The 17,660-nt window shown below is 60.9% G+C and carries 19 protein-coding genes and 2 tRNA genes; 15 read left to right on the top strand and 6 right to left on the bottom strand.

The window, feature by feature from the left end:
- Positions 1 to 146 precede the first annotated feature (146 nt).
- Positions 147 to 223 (bottom strand) — tRNA-Met (locus N7650_RS02540).
- A gap of 135 nt (positions 224 to 358) precedes the next feature.
- Positions 359 to 435, bottom strand: a tRNA-Met gene (locus tag N7650_RS02535).
- 212 nt (positions 436 to 647) lie between these two features.
- On the opposite strand from N7650_RS02535, the gene dinB reads away from it, so the two are divergent.
- Positions 648 to 1,712 (top strand): DNA polymerase IV, encoded by a 1,065-nt coding sequence (gene dinB, locus N7650_RS02530; RefSeq protein ID WP_009402137.1) that lies wholly within the window; start codon positions 648 to 650, stop codon positions 1,710 to 1,712.
- A gap of 45 nt (positions 1,713 to 1,757) precedes the next feature.
- Here the strand turns inward: dinB and N7650_RS02525 are convergent, their stop codons facing one another.
- The 3 genes from N7650_RS02525 to N7650_RS02515 form a co-directional block, all read right to left on the bottom strand.
- On the bottom strand, positions 1,758 to 2,711 hold the full coding sequence (locus N7650_RS02525; RefSeq protein ID WP_009402136.1) for a hypothetical protein: 954 nt from the start codon (positions 2,709 to 2,711) through the stop codon (positions 1,758 to 1,760).
- Positions 2,712 to 2,731: 20 nt separating this feature from the next.
- Complete coding sequence (locus N7650_RS02520) at positions 2,732 to 4,447, bottom strand: proline--tRNA ligase (protein ID WP_009402134.1); 1,716 nt, start codon at positions 4,445 to 4,447, stop codon at positions 2,732 to 2,734.
- A gap of 165 nt (positions 4,448 to 4,612) precedes the next feature.
- Positions 4,613 to 5,917: an OprD family porin gene (locus N7650_RS02515; RefSeq protein WP_279896986.1), complete on the bottom strand. Its 1,305-nt coding sequence runs from the start codon at positions 5,915 to 5,917 to the stop codon at positions 4,613 to 4,615.
- Between the two features lie 781 nt (positions 5,918 to 6,698).
- Here N7650_RS02515 and N7650_RS02510 point away from each other — a divergent pair.
- Together N7650_RS02510 and N7650_RS02505 are read left to right on the top strand one after the other, a co-directional pair.
- On the top strand, positions 6,699 to 7,124 hold the full coding sequence (locus N7650_RS02510) for an HIT domain-containing protein (RefSeq protein WP_009402130.1): 426 nt from the start codon (positions 6,699 to 6,701) through the stop codon (positions 7,122 to 7,124).
- A gap of 3 nt (positions 7,125 to 7,127) precedes the next feature.
- Positions 7,128 to 7,334: a SlyX family protein gene (locus N7650_RS02505; protein WP_009402128.1), complete on the top strand. Its 207-nt coding sequence runs from the start codon at positions 7,128 to 7,130 to the stop codon at positions 7,332 to 7,334.
- A 70-nt stretch (positions 7,335 to 7,404) separates the two neighbouring features.
- Here the strand turns inward: N7650_RS02505 and N7650_RS02500 are convergent, their stop codons facing one another.
- Positions 7,405 to 7,995: a cold-shock protein gene (locus tag N7650_RS02500; RefSeq protein ID WP_037061086.1), complete on the bottom strand. Its 591-nt coding sequence runs from the start codon at positions 7,993 to 7,995 to the stop codon at positions 7,405 to 7,407.
- 302 nt (positions 7,996 to 8,297) lie between these two features.
- Between N7650_RS02500 and N7650_RS02495 the strand changes: the two genes are divergently transcribed.
- From N7650_RS02495 to tolA, 12 genes are all read left to right on the top strand, one after another.
- A complete protein-coding gene (locus tag N7650_RS02495) occupies positions 8,298 to 8,771 on the top strand; it encodes a Dps family protein (RefSeq protein ID WP_009402123.1) in 474 nt (157 codons plus the stop codon).
- 259 nt (positions 8,772 to 9,030) lie between these two features.
- Entirely contained in the window at positions 9,031 to 9,384 is a 354-nt protein-coding gene (locus N7650_RS02490; protein WP_009402121.1) for a ribbon-helix-helix domain-containing protein, read from the top strand.
- A 112-nt stretch (positions 9,385 to 9,496) separates the two neighbouring features.
- The gene (locus tag N7650_RS02485) at positions 9,497 to 9,712 is read left to right on the top strand and encodes a zinc ribbon domain-containing protein (protein ID WP_009402119.1); all 216 of its coding nucleotides are present in this window, start codon (positions 9,497 to 9,499) and stop codon (positions 9,710 to 9,712) included.
- Positions 9,713 to 9,831: 119 nt separating this feature from the next.
- Positions 9,832 to 11,607: an aspartate--tRNA ligase gene (gene aspS / locus N7650_RS02480; RefSeq protein WP_037061084.1), complete on the top strand. Its 1,776-nt coding sequence runs from the start codon at positions 9,832 to 9,834 to the stop codon at positions 11,605 to 11,607.
- A gap of 121 nt (positions 11,608 to 11,728) precedes the next feature.
- Complete coding sequence (locus tag N7650_RS02475) at positions 11,729 to 12,475, top strand: YebC/PmpR family DNA-binding transcriptional regulator (RefSeq protein ID WP_009402115.1); 747 nt, start codon at positions 11,729 to 11,731, stop codon at positions 12,473 to 12,475.
- A gap of 80 nt (positions 12,476 to 12,555) precedes the next feature.
- A complete protein-coding gene (gene ruvC / locus N7650_RS02470) occupies positions 12,556 to 13,080 on the top strand; it encodes a crossover junction endodeoxyribonuclease RuvC (RefSeq protein WP_009402113.1) in 525 nt (174 codons plus the stop codon).
- A 66-nt stretch (positions 13,081 to 13,146) separates the two neighbouring features.
- The gene (gene ruvA, locus N7650_RS02465) at positions 13,147 to 13,755 is read left to right on the top strand and encodes a Holliday junction branch migration protein RuvA (RefSeq protein WP_009402111.1); all 609 of its coding nucleotides are present in this window, start codon (positions 13,147 to 13,149) and stop codon (positions 13,753 to 13,755) included.
- Positions 13,756 to 14,808: a Holliday junction branch migration DNA helicase RuvB gene (ruvB, locus tag N7650_RS02460; protein ID WP_009402109.1), complete on the top strand. Its 1,053-nt coding sequence runs from the start codon at positions 13,756 to 13,758 to the stop codon at positions 14,806 to 14,808.
- Positions 14,809 to 14,932: 124 nt separating this feature from the next.
- The gene (ybgC, locus tag N7650_RS02455) at positions 14,933 to 15,388 is read left to right on the top strand and encodes a tol-pal system-associated acyl-CoA thioesterase (protein WP_009402107.1); all 456 of its coding nucleotides are present in this window, start codon (positions 14,933 to 14,935) and stop codon (positions 15,386 to 15,388) included.
- A gap of 2 nt (positions 15,389 to 15,390) precedes the next feature.
- Positions 15,391 to 16,086 (top strand): protein TolQ, encoded by a 696-nt coding sequence (tolQ, locus tag N7650_RS02450; protein ID WP_009402105.1) that lies wholly within the window; start codon positions 15,391 to 15,393, stop codon positions 16,084 to 16,086.
- Between the two features lie 14 nt (positions 16,087 to 16,100).
- Positions 16,101 to 16,553 carry a protein TolR gene (gene tolR / locus N7650_RS02445; RefSeq protein ID WP_009402103.1) on the top strand — a complete coding sequence of 151 codons (453 nt, stop codon included), beginning with the start codon at positions 16,101 to 16,103 and terminating at the stop codon, positions 16,551 to 16,553.
- On the top strand, positions 16,553 to 17,641 hold the full coding sequence (gene tolA / locus N7650_RS02440) for a cell envelope integrity protein TolA (RefSeq protein WP_009402101.1): 1,089 nt from the start codon (positions 16,553 to 16,555) through the stop codon (positions 17,639 to 17,641). Before tolR ends, tolA begins: the two co-directional genes overlap by 1 nt.
- Positions 17,642 to 17,660: the final 19 nt, after the last annotated feature.

Raw genomic sequence — 17,660 nt, 5'->3', positions numbered from 1 at the left:
GTCTGAATATTACTAGCGTTCAGGCGGATCCGTGCCGGTCATGATAGTTAAAGAATATTTACGTTGCCGGCGCCAGGGCGAGAGGTGGGGGAATTTTCCCGCGCAAACGAAAAAGGCCAATCTTTCGATTGGCCTTTTTCTGTATCTGGTTGCGGGAGCCGGATTTGAACCGACGACCTTCGGGTTATGAGCCCGACGAGCTACCAGGCTGCTCCATCCCGCGTCTGATGGGTGCGCATTCTACAGCCTTGTTTCTTGCTGTCAATGCTTAATTGTTGATTTTCCTGAAAAACCTGACCCTGGCCAAATCGCAGGCAAATGAAAAAGGCCAATCTTTCGATTGGCCTTTTCCTGTATCTGGTTGCGGGAGCCGGATTTGAACCGACGACCTTCGGGTTATGAGCCCGACGAGCTACCAGGCTGCTCCATCCCGCGCCTGTGGGATCGAATTCTACAGGGATGCGTTTCCCTGTCAAGCAAAAGCTGCAAAAAATCCTTTTTTCTTCAAATGGTTAGCATTCTGGGAGGGGCCTGGGCCCGGCGGCGGGGCACGCACCGCGCTGATCGGGGCGGTATAGAGGGGTGATGCGGTCGGGCAAGGCGAGTGAGATACTGCGCGTACGATTTTTCCGCATTAACGGTCATACATGCGCCAACGCAAGATCATTCATATCGACTGCGATTGCTTTTACGCGGCCATCGAGATGCGTGACGACCCGCGCCTGGCCGGGCGGCCGCTTGCCGTTGGTGGTTCGGCCGAGCGTCGTGGCGTGATTGCCACCTGCAACTATGAGGCCCGGGCCTTCGGCGTGCGCTCGGCGATGTCGTCGCGGCACGCCTTGGGTCTATGCCCGGACCTGCTGATCGTCAAGCCGCGCATGGATGCCTATAAGGAGGCGTCGCGGGAGATCCACAACGTTTTTCGAGAATACACCGACCTTATCGAGCCCCTGTCGCTGGATGAAGCCTATCTGGATGTCAGCGACAGCGAGCGCTGTTCGGGTAGTGGCACGCTGATCGCCCAGGATATCCGGCGCAAGATCGCCCAGCGCCTGCATATCACCGTTTCCGCCGGAGTGGCGCCCAACAAGTTCCTGGCCAAGATCGCCAGCGACTGGCGCAAGCCCAACGGCTGCTTCGTGATCACCCCGGCGGAGGTGGAAGGCTTCGTCGCAGGCTTGCCGGTAAGCAAGCTGCACGGCGTGGGCAAGGTTACCGCGGACAAGCTGCATCGCCTGGGCATCGTGACCTGCCTCGACCTTCGTCAGTGGGAGCGGTTGGCGCTGGTAAGGGAGTTCGGCGGGTTTGGCGAGCGCCTGTTCAATCTGGCCCGCGGTATCGATGAGCGCCCGGTACAGAACGACAGCCGGCGCCAGTCCATCAGCGTGGAAAACACCTACGACCAGGATTTGCCGGACCTGGCCAGTTGCCTGGAGAAGCTCCCGGAATTGCTTGAATCACTCAATGGCCGCATGCAGCGAATCGACAGCAGCTATCGGCCTGGCAAGCCATTCGTCAAGGTCAAGTTCCATGATTTCAGCCAGACCACCCTGGAGCAGGCGGGGGCAGGGCGAGACTTGCACAGTTACCAGCAGTTGCTCGGCCAGGCCTTCGCTCGCGGTGGGCGGCCGGTTCGCCTGCTGGGTATCGGCGTGCGCTTGCAGGACCTGCGCGGCGCTCATGAACAGTTGGAGCTGTTTCCCGTCTCCTGAAATGCAAAAAGCACCTTAACGGTGCTTTTGCGGAGGGTATTTCACTCACTGGGCGGCAGGATCTGCGACCAGGCGATGCGCATCCTTTCTCAGCGACTGCAGGAATTCCTGTTGCAGCTCCGGATCGTTGCGGGTCAGCTCGATCAGGCTCTGTTCCAGTTCGCTGGCTTCCTCTTCCAGGCCCAGGTCCGACAGGCGCTTGACCCGGTGCACCCACTGGCTGACATCGTCGTCCTCGAGGTCGTCGAAGATCAGGTCATGGGCTTCTACCAGTTTGTTGCGCAGGGTGCCGCTCACCAGCAAGCTGGCGTCGGCGCGCACCGCACTGTCGTCATCGACCACCGACAGGTGAAGGGTGCCGACATGGGTCAGGTTCTGTTCGCTGAACGGGCTGTCCAGCAGGTTCAGGCGCAGGACGCCATTGCGATCGGTGGTCAGCTCGTAGGTGCTCTTGCCAGCCTTCACCTCGACCGGCCGCTCGCTCCAGGGAACACTGCTGTATTCCTGGCGCTTGTCCTTCTGCACTTCATCGATGCCGGCCAGGTTCTGCTGCGCGCGGCCATTGGACTGCACGTTCATGAACGGGTTGAGGCCGGCGATGCCATAACTGAGCCAGTCATGAGTGACGCTGTCGGGAAGGCTGCCAAGGGCGAAAACGTTCACCACGTTGGCGCCGACCCCGGCGACCACCGCCACCGCACCCAGCGGAATCTCATAGATTTCCCGCCAGGGTTGATACGGGGTGTAGCGATCGTAGCGGCGGGTCACTTCGAATTCGGTCACTTCGAAGTTCTTCTGCTCATGGATGCGCACACGGCGTTGCGGCAGCTCGAGTACCTTGGGCTCTCCGACATCGATCTGCAGGCTGTGCTCGAGCAGCTTGCGCTCGATGCGTTCCTCGTGGTCGCTGCGCTGCGACATCTGGTTGGCGCAACCGCCCAGGAGCAGGGCGCCGCACAAGGCGGCGCCGCCGAAGGTAAAGGTACTTCGCTTGAACATGGCTACTCTGGCATTGGCTATCAGCGACGGATGCGGGCTTGCAGGAACGACACGACGTCCGCCACGGGCAGGGCCTGGGCCTCGCTCTCGGTGCGGTGCTTGTATTCCAGCTTGCCCTCGGCCAGGCCGCGATCGCTGACGACGATACGGTGCGGAATGCCGATCAGTTCCATGTCGGCGAACTTGATGCCGGGGCTGGTCTTCTTGTCGCGATCGTCGAGCAGCACGTCGAAGCCGGCGGCGGTCAGTTCGGCGTACAGCTTGTCGGTGGCCGCACGGACTTCCTCGGTTTCATAGCGCAGCGGTACCAGGGCGATATGGAAGGGCGCCAGCGCGTCGCTCCAGATGATGCCCTTGTCGTCGTAGTTCTGCTCGATGGCGGCAGCGACCACGCGGGAAACGCCGATGCCGTAGCAGCCCATGGTCAGGGTGACCGGCTTGCCGTTCTCACCCAGCACCTGGCACTTCAGCGCTTCGCTGTACTTGGTGCCGAGCTGGAAGATGTGGCCCACTTCGATACCGCGCTTGATCTGCAGGGTGCCCTTGCCGTCCGGGCTAGGGTCGCCTTCGACCACATTGCGCAGGTCGGCGACTTCCGGAACCGGCAGATCGCGTTCCCAGTTCACGCCGAAGTAGTGCTTGTCGTCGATGTTGGCGCCGATGGCGAAGTCGCTCATCAGGGCGACCGAACGGTCGATGATGCAGGTCAGCGGCAGGTTCAGCGGGCCAAGGGAGCCGGCGCCGGCGCCAATGGCTGCGCGCAGCTCTTCTTCGTTGGCCATGACCAGCGGTTCGGCGACCTGGGGCAGCTTGGTCGCCTTGATTTCGTTGAGTTCGTGGTCGCCACGGACCACCAGGGCCACCAGCTTGCCTTCCTCCGCGCCATGCACGATCAGGGTCTTGATGGTGCGCTCGATCGGCACCCCAAAGCCTTCGACCAGGGCGGCAATGGTCTTGGTGTTCGGGGTATCGACCAGGCGCAGGGCTTCGGTCGGCGCAGGGCGCACGGTTTCCCGCGGGATGGCCTCGGCTTTTTCGATGTTGGCGGCGTAGTCGGAGCTGTCGCTGAAGATCACGTCGTCTTCACCGGACTCGGCCAGCACATGGAACTCGTGGGAGTAGCTGCCGCCGATGGAGCCGGTATCGGCCTGCACCGGACGGAAGTTCAGGCCCAGGCGGGTGAACACGTTGCAGTAGGCCTGGTGCATGCGGTCGTAGGTTTCCTGCAGGGAAGCCTGGTCGGCATGGAAGGAGTAGGCGTCCTTCATGATGAATTCGCGGCCGCGCATCAGGCCGAAGCGCGGACGGATCTCGTCGCGGAACTTGGTCTGGATCTGGTACATGTTCAGCGGCAGCTGCTTGTAGCTGCTCAGCTCGTTGCGGGCCAGGTCGGTGATGACCTCTTCGTGGGTCGGGCCGACGCAGAATTCGCGGTTGTGGCGGTCTTTCAGGCGCAGCAGCTCGGGGCCGTACTGTTCCCAGCGACCGGACTCCTGCCACAGCTCAGCCGGCTGGATGGCCGGCATCAGCACTTCCAGGGCACCGGCGGCGTTCATTTCCTCGCGAACCACGGCTTCGACCTTGCGCATCACGCGCAGGCCCATCGGCAGCCAGGTATACAGGCCGGAGGCGAGCTTGCGGATCATGCCGGCACGCAGCATGAGCTGGTGGCTGATGACGACCGCGTCGGAAGGGGTTTCTTTCTGTGTGGCGAGCAAATATTGACTGGTGCGCATGATAGGCCGTTGTCGGTTGCTTAACTGAAATGACCCCGCATTGTACGGGGGGGAATCGGTAACGTATAGGACGCAGGAAACCTAATCTGTCGTAAGTCGATGACACAAATGAAAAAGCCCGGCAGGGCCGGGCTTCTTCGTACTGAGGTCTGCGGGCCGGAGGGCTTACAGGATGCTCAGTGGGTACTCGATGATCAGGCGTACATCGTTGTTGTCAGGGGTGTAGTCTTCCTGGTAAGCATCGTTGGCACGGTACACGGCGTAGCGAACGCGGAAGGACAGGTCTTTGGCCGGGCCTTCCTGCATGACGTACTTGGACTCGAAGTTCCACTCGTGTTCCTTGCCTTCGTTGCCCGAAGTGGTGCTGATGTCATCACCCTTGATGTAGCGGGTCATGAAGGTCAGGCCTGGTACGCCGAAGGATGCCATGTTCAGGTCGTAGCGAGCCTGCCAGGATTTCTCGTCCTTGCCGAGGAAGTCGGAAATCTGGATGGAGTTGGCAACGAAGATCGTGCCGTTACCATCTACGCCGTAGTTGTAGCCGGTGTCACCGCTGGAACGCTGGTAGGCCAGGGTGAACTTGTGGGCGCCGAAGCTATAGGCACCGGCGAGGCTCCACAGTTTGTTGTCCAGTTCGTTGGCTATTGTTTCGCCCTGATCCTTCGAGCGATAGCCGTTGAAGTCGAAGTTCAGCGATTGTGTGTCATTGATCGGCAGGGTGTAGTTCAGGTTGATGTATTGCTTCTTCCAGTAGTCTTCGACGTCCGATGCAGCCAGGGTGCCGGTGAAGGAATCGGTGAACGCGTAGGTGGCGCCGACGATGTTGGCCGAGGTCAGGCCTTTGGCATTGCGACCGTTGATGCTGTCACGGCCCATGCCAGTCTGCGAGCTCAGCGCGGTGAAGCGACCGGCGCTCAGTTCCAGGCCCTTGATCTCCTTGCTGGTGATCAAGGTGCCAGTAGCGACTTCCGGCAGCAGACGGCTGTCGTCGGTGGCGAATACCGGGCTGGCTACGAACTGCTGGCCATACTTCAGTACGGTGTCGGAGATGCGGAACTTGACTGCGGCGCCGCCCTTGCCTTGGGCTTTTTCAGGGTTGCCGTCGCTGTCGTTACGGAACAGGCCGTTGCCGCTGTCGCCGCGGGTGCGGCCACTGCCGCCGTCCAGGCGGACCGAGCCCATTGCCATGGCGTCCACACCGACACCTACGGTGCCTTGGGTAAAGCCGGATTCGAAGGTCACCAGCTCGGAGACGCCAGCGTCTTCACGATAGCCTTTGCGATCGCCTTTGACGTTGGTGTTGGCCTCACCGTGCTTCAGGTCGCGGTTCATGTACATGGCGCGGGTTTTTGCGGTCAGGGTGCTGTCTTCGACGAAACCCTTGGACTCATCCTGCGAGGACGCTACAGCCAGTTGCGAGGTCCCGGCAGCTACGGCCAGGGCGATCATGCTCCACTTCATCACGCGCATCGTGATTTGCTCCTTTGGTTTTTAGGAAGATTGCTGCTGCCCCACCTGGTTTTTTTATCGGGGCTGCTCTTTCTTGTTTGAGTCGGCGGAAATGTATATCACGCTGACTGTCATTAGCGATACTTGCGAATTGAACCTTTCGGTAACTTTACGGTCGTGTCGCAAATACTTATATCCATGTCGCAAATTACGTTCCGCGTAGGACGGATCGTACAACTCCAGCGCTGTTTCGGTCGGACCCAAGACCATGCTTCATAACCCTGGATCCGCGATCCCCAAACTCCCTGGTCGCCCGTGCAGCTGTTGTTATTTGTCGCACCCCGGCTGTGTATGCAGACGACATGCCGACCATGCCAAGGTGCAATGCAACAAGCGTGCTCAAAGCCGCCAAGTGTTGACGAAATTTTCACTTTTTCCAGTCTGGCACCGGAAAAGGACCGAAAAATCGGGGCTCAAAGAACGCTCCGCTCTTTTGTCGGTATTTTTCTGGAATAAGGGAAAAATCGACCTCGAAGTCAGAACGTTACCGTCGCAGGGCCTTGAGTGGGTAGTTTGTGGATGTCCGGCGCTCCTCGGTAGGTCGCGAAGCGCCATTTTGGTGCGGAAAGTAGCATTTTGTTACCGGTGCCCTGAAACACGGGGTGAAACGCTTCGGCGGCCCGGTTTTGCGGGCTGCTTTTCGGTGCTTTGTTGTCCGCCCGTGCCCGATACCGGTAACAGGAGTATCCTGCGCTCCTGTGTCGCGCAGGTGGGCTGCACTGAATGATGAGGAGATTGCCCCGTGTTTGCATTGGATTCGCGTCTTGAACAAGACACTTTCGCATTGGGGGACTTTCCTCTTTGCCGTTTGTTACTTAGTAAGGATGCTAACTATCCCTGGTTCATCCTGGTGCCCCGTCGCCCTGGCATCAGTGAAATATTTCAATTGGATGACAGTGATCGCCTGCAACTTTGGAAGGAAACCGATTTCCTGAGTAAAACGCTTGGGGAATGTTTTGCCGCGGACAAGATGAATGTGGCCGCGCTGGGTAATGTCGTCAGCCAGCTACATATGCATGTGATCGTTCGCCGTCGTAATGACGCTGCATGGCCGGCGCCGGTTTGGGGGCAAAAACCTGCAGTCGGATATACGGCCGATCAGTTGAATGAAGTCCGCCAGCGCATCGCGGCAGTACTGGGTGATGACTTCCGGTTCGTGGAGGCTTGAGCAATGAACCTTGAAGAGCGGGTAATGGAGCTGGAGAGTCGCCTGGCCTTCCAGGATGATACTTTGCTGGCCCTGAACGATGTGATCGTCGAGCAGCAGCGTGTCGTGGAGCGCCTGCAGTTGCAGATGGCCGCCCTGCTCAAGCGCTATGAGGAGGTGATGGGGCAATATGGGGCAGGCGAAGAGGAAGCGCCGCCGCCGCATTACTGAAGTTTCCTCCATGAAAAAGCCGCGACAGCCTACAAGGCTTCGCGGCTTTTTCGTTTGCAGCGGTCAGTGATCAGCGGCGAGGTGCAGCGATCACGTCTTCGGCCTGCAGCCCCTTGTCCCGATTCATGACCGAGAACTCGACACGCTGGCCTTCGACCAATACCCGGTGGCCTTCGCCGCGAATCGCGCGGAAGTGCACGAAGATGTCGTCTCCCGAGTCCCGGGAAATGAAGCCGAAGCCCTTGGACGTGTTGAACCACTTTACCGTGCCGGTATCGCGGTTGCTCATGTCGTACTGGGTGTTGCCGGTGCTGCGGGCCTTGGGCTGGCTCATGAAGCCGGCACCGAGGTGAAGCACCGCGGCGAGCAGCGCAACCAGCAGGGCGGCGAGGGCATCCATGTCGGGCAATGCCAGCAGCGCCAGCGCCTGCAGGATCACTGCAAGCACCAGGAATACGCTGGCGGCGATCTGCAGATACTGGCGTACGCCCTTGTAGTACTGCGGAACGATCGGGGCAAGGATCAGGTTGGCCAGGCCCAGGAGTGCCAGGTAGATGGCGTCGGGTTGTTGCAGGTAGGGCGTGGTATCGGCCCTGAGGCTGGGTATGAAGGACAGCAGCAAGGCAGCTGCGCCCGTCAGGAGGTGGACGATCTTGAACATGTTGGTTTGGCTCGCATCATTATTCAGGCGGATCACAGTAAGAGCTGGAACCACGGTGCGCGGTACATGGAAAAAGCGCAAAAGCGTGGCGTTTCCAGCCTATGCGCCATGGCGCTGAGACTTGGCCATGGCGGCACGCCGCCTATTTAACCGCAAAGCCCGGGGCTTCTCAAATCAGCGGGACGCCCGGCTCGCGAGGCCTGCAGCATCGTGTCACGGGGTCTGGGCTGCACGCTGTGAAAACTCTTGATACAGTGACACCAGAGCGTTTGAACCGAAAAATCAGAGGAAGGAATTTTCAGATGGCAATCGATATCGGAATCAGCCAAGAAGATCGCAAGTCCATTGCCGACGGCCTGTCCCGCCTGCTTGCCGACACCTACGTGCTGTACCTGAAGACCCACAACTTCCATTGGAACGTGACCGGTCCCAGCTTTCGCACCCTGCACCTGATGTTCGAAGAGCAGTACAACGAACTGGCGCTGGCCGTCGACTCGATCGCCGAGCGGATCCGTGCCCTGGGCTTCCCGGCCCCCGGCACCTATGCCCAGTACCTGCGTCTGGCCTCGATCAAGGAAACCGAAGGTGTGCCGAGCTCGGACGAGATGATCAAGTACCTGGTCGAAGGCCAGGAGGCCGTTGTGCGCACCGCCCGCAGCCTGTTCCCGTTGACCGACAAGGTCAGCGACGAGCCGACAGCCGATCTGCTGACCCAGCGCATGCAGGTCCACGAGAAGACTGCATGGATGCTGCGCGTCCTGCTCGAAGAGAAATGATTCACCGCTGACCTGTCCAGGCTAAGCGCAAAACCCGGCGTCCTCGAAAAGGCGCCGGGTTTTTTGTGCCTGCCGGCCACGTTTCGCAAGGCCTGGAAGCGTTTTCTCCGGTTATCCGATAGGCCGCGGTTTGCTGATACCTCCTACATCACGAGGGCGGTCGTCTGCTAGTGCAGCCGGATCCATCGGCGCTTCATGACGGGACGTGCGCGGTGCCTTCGCCCGCGCTTTCCTTCCTGTCCTGGTGAGTGGTGTGGCAATGTCCCGATCCCTGAATCAGAGCCTGTGCAAGCCCGGCGAGCCGCGGGGCATCGATATCGACCCGTTCGAGTCGGATTTCAACATGCAACTGGCCCAGCCCTTGTCGCGCTCGGTGCGACTGAACGGTTTCGCAACCTGCCTGCGCCTGGAAAACATCTATTGGGCCGTGCTGGAGCGGATTGCCCGGGCCAACGGCTGCACGGTCAACTCGGTGCTGTCCCATGTCGACCGGGAGGTTCATCTGCGCCATGGCGGGGTCAAGAACTTCAGCGGGCTGGTGCGGGTCATCTGCGTGGTGTTCCTGCTCAACGCAGCCGACGAGGCGGACGAGGAGGGCGATCCGGTCCGATGACCGTTCGCCACGCAGGTGTCGTCCGTGGGCTGCACAGCCCCGGCTAACCATATATAATCCCGCTTTTTGCTGCGTGGCGCGGTCCGCGCAGGACTCACCCGAGATACACCTCATGCCTCTGTACGACTATCAATGCGGTTCCTGCAGCCACCAGATGGAAGTGCTGCAGAAAATCAGCGCGGCGCCGCTGACCGACTGTCCCGCCTGCCAGCAGCCCGAACTGAAAAAGGTCCTGTCCGCCCCCGGTTTTCGCCTGAGCGGCAAGGGCTGGTACGAAACCGATTTCAAGACCGGTGCGAAAAAGAATCTGGCCGGCAACGGCGACTGAGTTGAACTGTACTGCCCGGGTCTTGCACTATTGACCCTTTGCGGCCGCCAGGGCCCGTACCCATCGTACTAGCCCGGGCCTGAACGAATTCACGAATGACGAGAAGCGAAACCACCATCATGATGCGCAGCCACTATTGCGGCCAACTGAACGAGAGCCTGGACGGTCAGGAAATCACCCTTTGCGGCTGGGTTCATCGTCGTCGCGACCACGGCGGGGTGATCTTCCTCGATATCCGCGATCGCGAAGGCATGGCCCAGGTCGTGTTCGATCCTGATCGCGCCGACAGCTTCGCCGCCGCCGATCGCGTGCGCAGCGAGTATGTGGTGAAGATCACCGGCCGCGTGCGCCTGCGTCCTGCCGGCGCGGTCAACCCGAACATGGCGTCGGGCGCCATCGAAGTGCTGGGCTACGACCTTGAAGTGCTGAACGAAGCGGAAACCCCGCCGTTCCCGCTGAACGAATACTCCGACGTCGGCGAGGAAACCCGCCTGCGCTATCGCTTCATCGACTTGCGTCGTCCGGAGATGGCCGAGAAACTGCGCCTGCGTTCGCGCATCACTTCGAGCATCCGCCGGTTCCTCGACGAGAACGGTTTCCTCGACGTCGAAACGCCGATCCTTACCCGCGCCACGCCGGAAGGTGCACGCGACTACCTGGTGCCGAGCCGTACCCACGCCGGCAGCTTCTTCGCCCTGCCGCAATCGCCGCAGCTGTTCAAGCAGTTGCTGATGGTCGCCGGCTTCGACCGTTACTACCAGATCGCCAAGTGCTTCCGTGACGAAGACCTGCGTGCCGACCGCCAGCCCGAGTTCACCCAGATCGACATCGAGACCAGCTTCCTCGATGAGTCCGAGATCATGGGCCTGACCGAAAGCATGATCCGCAAGCTGTTCAAGGAAGTCCTGGACCTGGAATTCGGCGAATTCCCGCACATGACCTTCGAGGAAGCCCAGCGCCGCTACGGTTCCGACAAGCCTGACCTGCGTATCCCGCTGGAACTGGTCGATGTCGCCGACCAGTTGAAGGATGTCGATTTCAAGGTGTTCGCCGGCCCGGCCAACGATCCGAAGTGCCGCGTTACCGCCCTGCGCCTGCCGGGCGGCGCGAGCATGCCGCGCAGCAAGATCGACGAGTACACCCGGTTCGTCGGCATCTACGGTGCCAAGGGCCTGGCCTACATCAAGGTCAACGAGCGCGCCAAGGGCGTCGAAGGCCTGCAGTCGCCGATCGTCAAGAACATTCCCGAGGCCAACCTGAACGTGATCCTGGATCGCGTCGGCGCGGTCGATGGCGACATCGTTTTCTTCGGCGCCGACAAGACCAAGATCGTCAGCGAGGCCCTGGGCGCGCTGCGTATCAAGCTGGGTGCCGACTTCAACCTGTACACCTGCGAGTGGGCGCCGATGTGGGTCGTCGACTTCCCGATGTTCGAGGAAAACGAAGACGGCAGTTTCACCGCGCTGCACCACCCGTTCACCGCACCGAAGTGCACTCCGGAAGAGCTGGAAGCCAACCCGGCTACCGCGCTGTCCCGCGCTTACGACATGGTGCTGAACGGTACCGAGCTGGGTGGCGGTTCGATCCGTATCCATCGCAAGGAAATGCAACAGGCGGTATTCCGCCTGCTGGGTATCGAGGCGGCGGAACAGGAAGAGAAATTCGGCTTCCTGCTCGACGCCCTGAAGTTCGGTGCACCGCCACACGGTGGCCTGGCCTTCGGTCTGGACCGCCTGGTCATGTTGATGACCGGCGCCCAGTCGATCCGTGAAGTGATCGCCTTCCCGAAAACCCAGAGCGCTGCCTGCGTCATGACCCAGGCCCCGGGCCTGGTCGATGCCAAGGCGCTGCGCGAGCTGCACATTCGCCTGCGTGAGCAGCAGAAGGCCGAGTAAGCCGGTCTGAAAGGCGCATCCCACGGGATGCGTCTTCGCTTTAAGGCACCCCGATTCAGTCGTGTCTTCCGCATCGGCGGTAAGGCACTTGATTTTGTTTCAAGGATTTTTGGAGTCAGTTATGGCGGGTCATTCCAAGTGGGCGAACATCAAGCACCGCAAAGAGCGCCAGGATGCCAAGAGAGGCAAGATCTTCACCAAATGGATTCGTGAGCTGACCGTCGCTGCCAAGCAGGGCGGTGGCGACCCTGCGTCCAACCCGCGTCTGCGCCTGGCGCTGGACAAGGCGCTGGGTGCGAACATGAGCCGCGACATCATCGACCGTGCCATCGCCCGTGGCGCCGGCACTGCCGAAGCGGACAACGTCGAGGAACTGAGCTACGAGGGCTACGGCCCGGGCGGCGTGGCGATCATGGTCGAGGCCATGACCGACAACCGCAACCGGACCGCAGCGGCCGTGCGTCATGCCTTCAGCAAGTGCGGCGGTAATCTCGGTACCGACGGCTCCGTCGCCTACCTGTTCGAACGCAAGGGGCAGATCAGCTTCGGCGAAGGCGTCGATGAAGACGCCCTGATGGAAGCGGCAATGGAAGCCGACGCCGATGACGTGGTCAGCAATGGCGACGGCTCCTTCGATGTGTTCACCTCGTTCGCCAGCTTCTATGCCGTGCGCAGCGCCCTGGAAGCCGCGGGCTTCAAGGCCTCTGACGCGGAAATCGTGATGCAGCCGACCACCAGCGCCGAGCTGGACCTGGACGGTGCGCAGAAGGTACTGAAGCTGATCGACATGCTGGAAGACCTGGACGACGTGCAAAACGTCTATTCCAATGCTGAAATTCCTGACGAGATCATGGAACAGCTCGGCTAAGGTTTTTCTGCATTGTCCGAGGCCGGTCCCGCCCTGGAGGCGGGGCCGGCTTTTTGTATGTGCAACACGGCGCAGGTGCAATGACTCTGATTCTTGGTATCGACCCCGGCTCGCGGATAACCGGTTACGGTGTGGTTCGCCATACCGGACGCGGCTGCGAGTACGTGGCGTCGGGATGTATCCGCACGGGCAGCGGCGAGCTGCATGAGCGCCTGCAAATCGTGTTTCGTGGCGTGAGCGAGATCATCCGTCAGCATGGTCCGGTAACCATGGGCATCGAGCGGGTGTTCATGGCCCGCAACGCCGACTCTGCGCTCAAGCTCGGCCAGGCCCGGGGCGCGGCCATAGTCGCGGCGGCCGAGGCCGGGCTGGAAATTGCCGAATACACGGCCAGCCAGGTCAAGCAGGCAGTGGCTGGCAGTGGCGGCGCGAACAAGGAGGCGGTGCAGATGATGGTCATGCATCTGCTCAAGCTGACGCAGAAGCCACAGATCGATGCCTCGGACGCCCTGGCCATCGCCCTGTGTCACGCCCATACCCGTTCCAGCCTGGTACCGCATGGCCTGGGTGTGGCGCGCAGTCGCAACGGACGGCTGCGTCTCTGATAGCATCCCTGCTTTATATAGAAGCGCTGCCGGTTGACCGCGGCGCTCACGAGAAAGGATCCGAGCGTGATTGGACGTTTGCGCGGCACCTTGGCTGAAAAGCAGCCGCCGCACCTGATTGTCGATATCAATGGCCTCGGCTACGAGCTGGAAGTGCCGATGACGACCCTCTATCGCCTGCCGAAGGTGGGGGAAACCGTAACCTTGCACACGCACCTGATCGTGCGCGAGGATGCCCACCTGCTTTATGGCTTCTTTGAAAAGCGCGAGCGGGAGCTGTTCCGCGAATTGATCCGGCTCAATGGCGTCGGTCCCAAGCTGGCCCTGGCGCTGATGTCCGGCCTGGATGTCGATGAACTGGTGCGCTGTGTCCAGGCGCAGGATGCGTCGGCCTTGGTCAAGGTGCCGGGAGTCGGCAAGAAAACCGCCGAGCGTCTGCTGGTCGAGCTGAAGGATCGCTTCAAGGCCTGGGAGACGGTGCCGAGCATGTTCCAGCTGGTGCCGAATGGTCCTGCGCCACTGGCGACCGTATCCAGCGCCGAAGCCGACGCGGTCAGCGCCCTGATTTCCCTGGGCTACAAACCCCAGGAGGCCAGCCGCGCGGTGGCCGCCGTGGATGCCAAGGGCCTGAGCAGCGAAGAGCTGATCCGGCGCAGCCTGAAAGGGATGATTTAAGTGATCGAAGCCGACCGTTTGATAACCGCCACCGGGCGCGACCGGGAAGAAGTCCAGGACCGGGCGATACGCCCGCTGCGCCTGGCCGAATACATCGGCCAGCCGGTGGTGCGCGAGCAGATGGCGCTGTTCATCCAGGCCGCGCGCAACCGTAGCGAATCTCTCGACCACACCCTGATCTTCGGCCCGCCGGGGTTGGGCAAGACCACCCTGGCCAATATCATCGCCCAGGAAATGGGCGTGTCGATCAAGAGCACGTCGGGGCCCATCCTGGAGCGTCCGGGCGACCTGGCCGCGCTGCTGACCAATCTCGAACCGCACGACGTGCTGTTCATCGACGAGATCCATCGCCTGTCGCCGGTGGTCGAGGAAGTGCTGTATCCAGCCATGGAAGACTTCCAGCTGGACATCATGATCGGCGAAGGGCCTGCGGCGCGCTCGATCAAGCTCGACCTGCCGCCATTCACCCTGGTCGGCGCTACCACCCGTGCCGGGATGCTGACCAATCCGCTGCGTGACCGATTCGGTATCGTCCAGCGTCTTGAGTTCTACAGCAACGCCGACCTGGCCACCATCGTCAGCCGTTCCGGCGGTATTCTCGGGCTGCCCATCGAGGAAGAGGGCGCCTTCGAAATTGCCCGCCGTGCCCGTGGAACGCCGCGGATCGCCAACCGTTTGTTGCGCAGGGTGCGCGATTACGCCGAAGTGCGCGGCAAGGGCGAGATCACCAAGGGCGTGGCGGATATGGCGCTGAACCTGCTGGATGTCGACGAGCGTGGCTTCGATCATCAGGACCGCCGCCTGTTGCTGACCATGATCGAGAAGTTCGATGGCGGCCCGGTAGGCGTGGACAGCCTGGCGGCGGCGATCAGCGAGGAGCGTCACACCATCGAGGATGTGCTGGAGCCCTATCTGATCCAGCAGGGCTACATCATGCGTACGCCCCGGGGGCGGGTGGTGACCCGTCATGCCTATCTGCACTTCGGGCTGAACATTCCGAAACAGTTGGGTGAAGCATCCGGTAGCGATTTTTCTGATTCGGATGATGCGTGACAGATTTATCTTGCGGATTTGTGGTCCTAATCGCCGACTGGCCATGACGGCGCTAGCAATACGACATGATCCGCAAAAACAGTTGGTTGGGCGGATTGGCAAGCTGAGGAGTTAGCACTAGAGTATGCGCGCGCAAAATGGGGTCGAGCCGTTCGCACATCGCTGTCGCGTTTATTACGAGGACACCGATGCGGGCGGCGTGGTGTATTACGTCAATTATCTGAAATTCATGGAGCGCGCCCGCACCGAAAGGCTGCGCGACCTGGGCTTTGCCCAGTCGCAACTGGCGCAGCAGAACACCTTGTTCGTGGTTCACTCCAGCGAAGCGCGCTACCACGCGCCGGCACGACTGGACGACGAATTGCGGGTGACCGCGCAAGTGCTTGAATTGAACCGTGCCAGCCTGCGCTTCGTGCAGCAGGTCTGGCGCGAAAGTGATGCAACGCTGCTCTGCGAAGGGCAGTTCCTGGTGGCCTGTGTGCGCGCCGATACCTTCAAACCCCGGGCTATTCCCCCCGAACTGCGAGCGGCCTTCGTCGAGGCGGGCAGTCCGGGCATTCATTCAAACGCAGGAGATTAAGCGTGGAAGCTAACGTCGTCGACCATACCTCCATGTGGAGCCTGGTCAGCAATGCCAGCATCGTGGTGCAGCTGGTCATGCTGGCACTGGTTGCCGCATCGGTGACTTCATGGATCATGATTTTTCAGCGCAGCACCATGCTGCGCGCCGGTCGTCGTGCCCTGGACAGCTTCGAAGAGCGCTTCTGGTCGGGTATCGACCTGTCCAAGCTGTATCGCCAGGCAGGGAGCAATCCCGATCCGGATTCCGGGGTAGAGCAGGTCTTCCGGGCCGGCTTCAAGGAGTTTTCCCGTCTGCGCCAGCAGCCGGGCGTCGATCCTGACGCGGTGATGGAAGGCGTCGGTCGTGCCATGCGCGTGGCCATCTCCCGCGAGGAAGAAAAACTCGAGCAGAGCCTGCCGTTCCTCGCCACCGTCGGCTCCACCAGCCCGTACATCGGCCTGTTCGGTACCGTCTGGGGCATCATGAACTCCTTCCGTGGCCTGGCCTCGGCACAACAGGCCACCCTGGCCACCGTTGCCCCGGGCATCGCCGAAGCGTTGATCGCCACCGCGATCGGCCTGTTCGCCGCGATTCCGGCGGTTATCGCCTACAACCGTTTCTCTGCCCGCAGTGAAGTGCTGATCGGTCGCTACTACACGTTCGCCGACGAGTTCCAGGCCATCCTGCACCGCAAAGTGCACACCAGCGAAGAGTGATCAGGTAGACACCCATGGCCCGAGTTCGCCAGAAACGCAAGCCGGTCGCCGAGATGAACGTGGTGCCCTACATCGATGTGATGTTGGTACTGCTGGTCATCTTCATGGTCACCGCACCCATGCTCAACCAGGGCGTGAAGGTCGATCTGCCCAAGGTTTCCAGCGAAGCCTTGCCGCAGGACAACAACGTCCAGGTCCTGACCATTTCGATCAAGGCCGACAAGACCTACTACTGGAACCTTGGCAGCGAAGTCGACACCGACAAGCAGATGGACAAGGCCATGACCTTGCCGCAAATGACCGACGCGGTGACCAAGATCATCGCCGCCGGCCGTGATCAGGGCAAACAGACCCAGGTCTTCATCCGTGGCGACAAGGCTGTCGACTATGGTGCGGTAATGGGCGCCATGGGCGGGTTGCAGAAGGCCGGTGTCGGTAACGTTGGCCTGATTACCGAGGCGCCCTGATGCAACAGCGAGAGCCATCCGCCTCGGAAAGCTACTTCTGGCCCAGTATCTGGGCCATCGCGCTGCACGTCCTGGTGTTCGGCATGCTGTTCGTCAGCTTCGCCATGACCCCTGAACTGCCGCCGTCCAAGCCTATCGTCCAGGCTACCCTGTACCAGCTGAAGTCCAAGAGTCAGGCCACTACCCAGACCAATCAGAAGATTGCCGGGGAAGCGAAGAAGACCGCTTCGCGCCAGACCGAAGAAGAACAGATGGAGCAGAAGAAGGTCGAGCAGCAGAAACAGGAGGCTGTGAAGGCCGCGGAACAAAAGAAAGAAGAGGCGGCTCAAAAGGCCGAGGAAGCGCGCGCGGCTGCAGAAGCGAAGAAGGCCGAGCAGGCCAAGGCTGCTGACGAGGCGAAGAAGGCCGAGGCGGCGAAGAAAGCCGAGGAAGCCAAGAAGGCCGAAGAGAAGCAGCTCGCCGATATTGCCAAGAAGAAGGCCGAGGACGAAGCCAAGAAAAAGGCTGAAGAAGAGGCGAAGAAGCAAGCGGCTGAAGAGGCCAAGAAAAAAGCAGCCGAGGACGCCAAGAAGAAGGCCGCCGAGGACGCGAAGAAAAAAGCGGCCGCCGCTGAAGAAGCGAAGAAGAAGGCAGCCGAGGAAGCGAAGAAGAAAGCAGCAGCCGACGCGGCCAAGAAAAAGGCCACCGAGGCAGCCCGCAAGGCGGCGGAAGACAAGAAAGCCCAGGCCCTGGCCGAGCTGCTGTCCGACACCACCGAGCGCCAGCAGGCACTGGCGGACGAGCAGGGCGACCAGGTCGCCGGCGACTTCGACGACCTGATCCGGGCACGGGCAGCCGAAGGCTGGGCGCGACCACCTTCTGCGCGCAAGAACATGACAGTGGTCCTGCAGATCAACATGTTGCCCGATGGCACCATCACCAACGTCAGCGTCGCACGCTCCAGTGGTGACGGTCCGTTCGACAGCTCCGCCGTGGCGGCTGTCAAGAACATCGGGCGCCTGACCGAAATGCAGGGTTTGAAACCGAGCGAATTCAATCCGTATCGTTCATTCAAGATGACATTCACACCTGAGGACCTAGCCTTGTGATTAACCTTCTTAGAGGACT

The sequence above is a fragment of the Pseudomonas sp. GD04058 genome, from assembly GCF_029836855.1.
In the GTDB taxonomy this organism is placed as follows: domain Bacteria; phylum Pseudomonadota; class Gammaproteobacteria; order Pseudomonadales; family Pseudomonadaceae; genus Aquipseudomonas; species Aquipseudomonas bharatica.
Note: the sequence above shows the minus strand (reverse complement) of the source record. Positions and strands in the feature narration are given on the sequence as shown.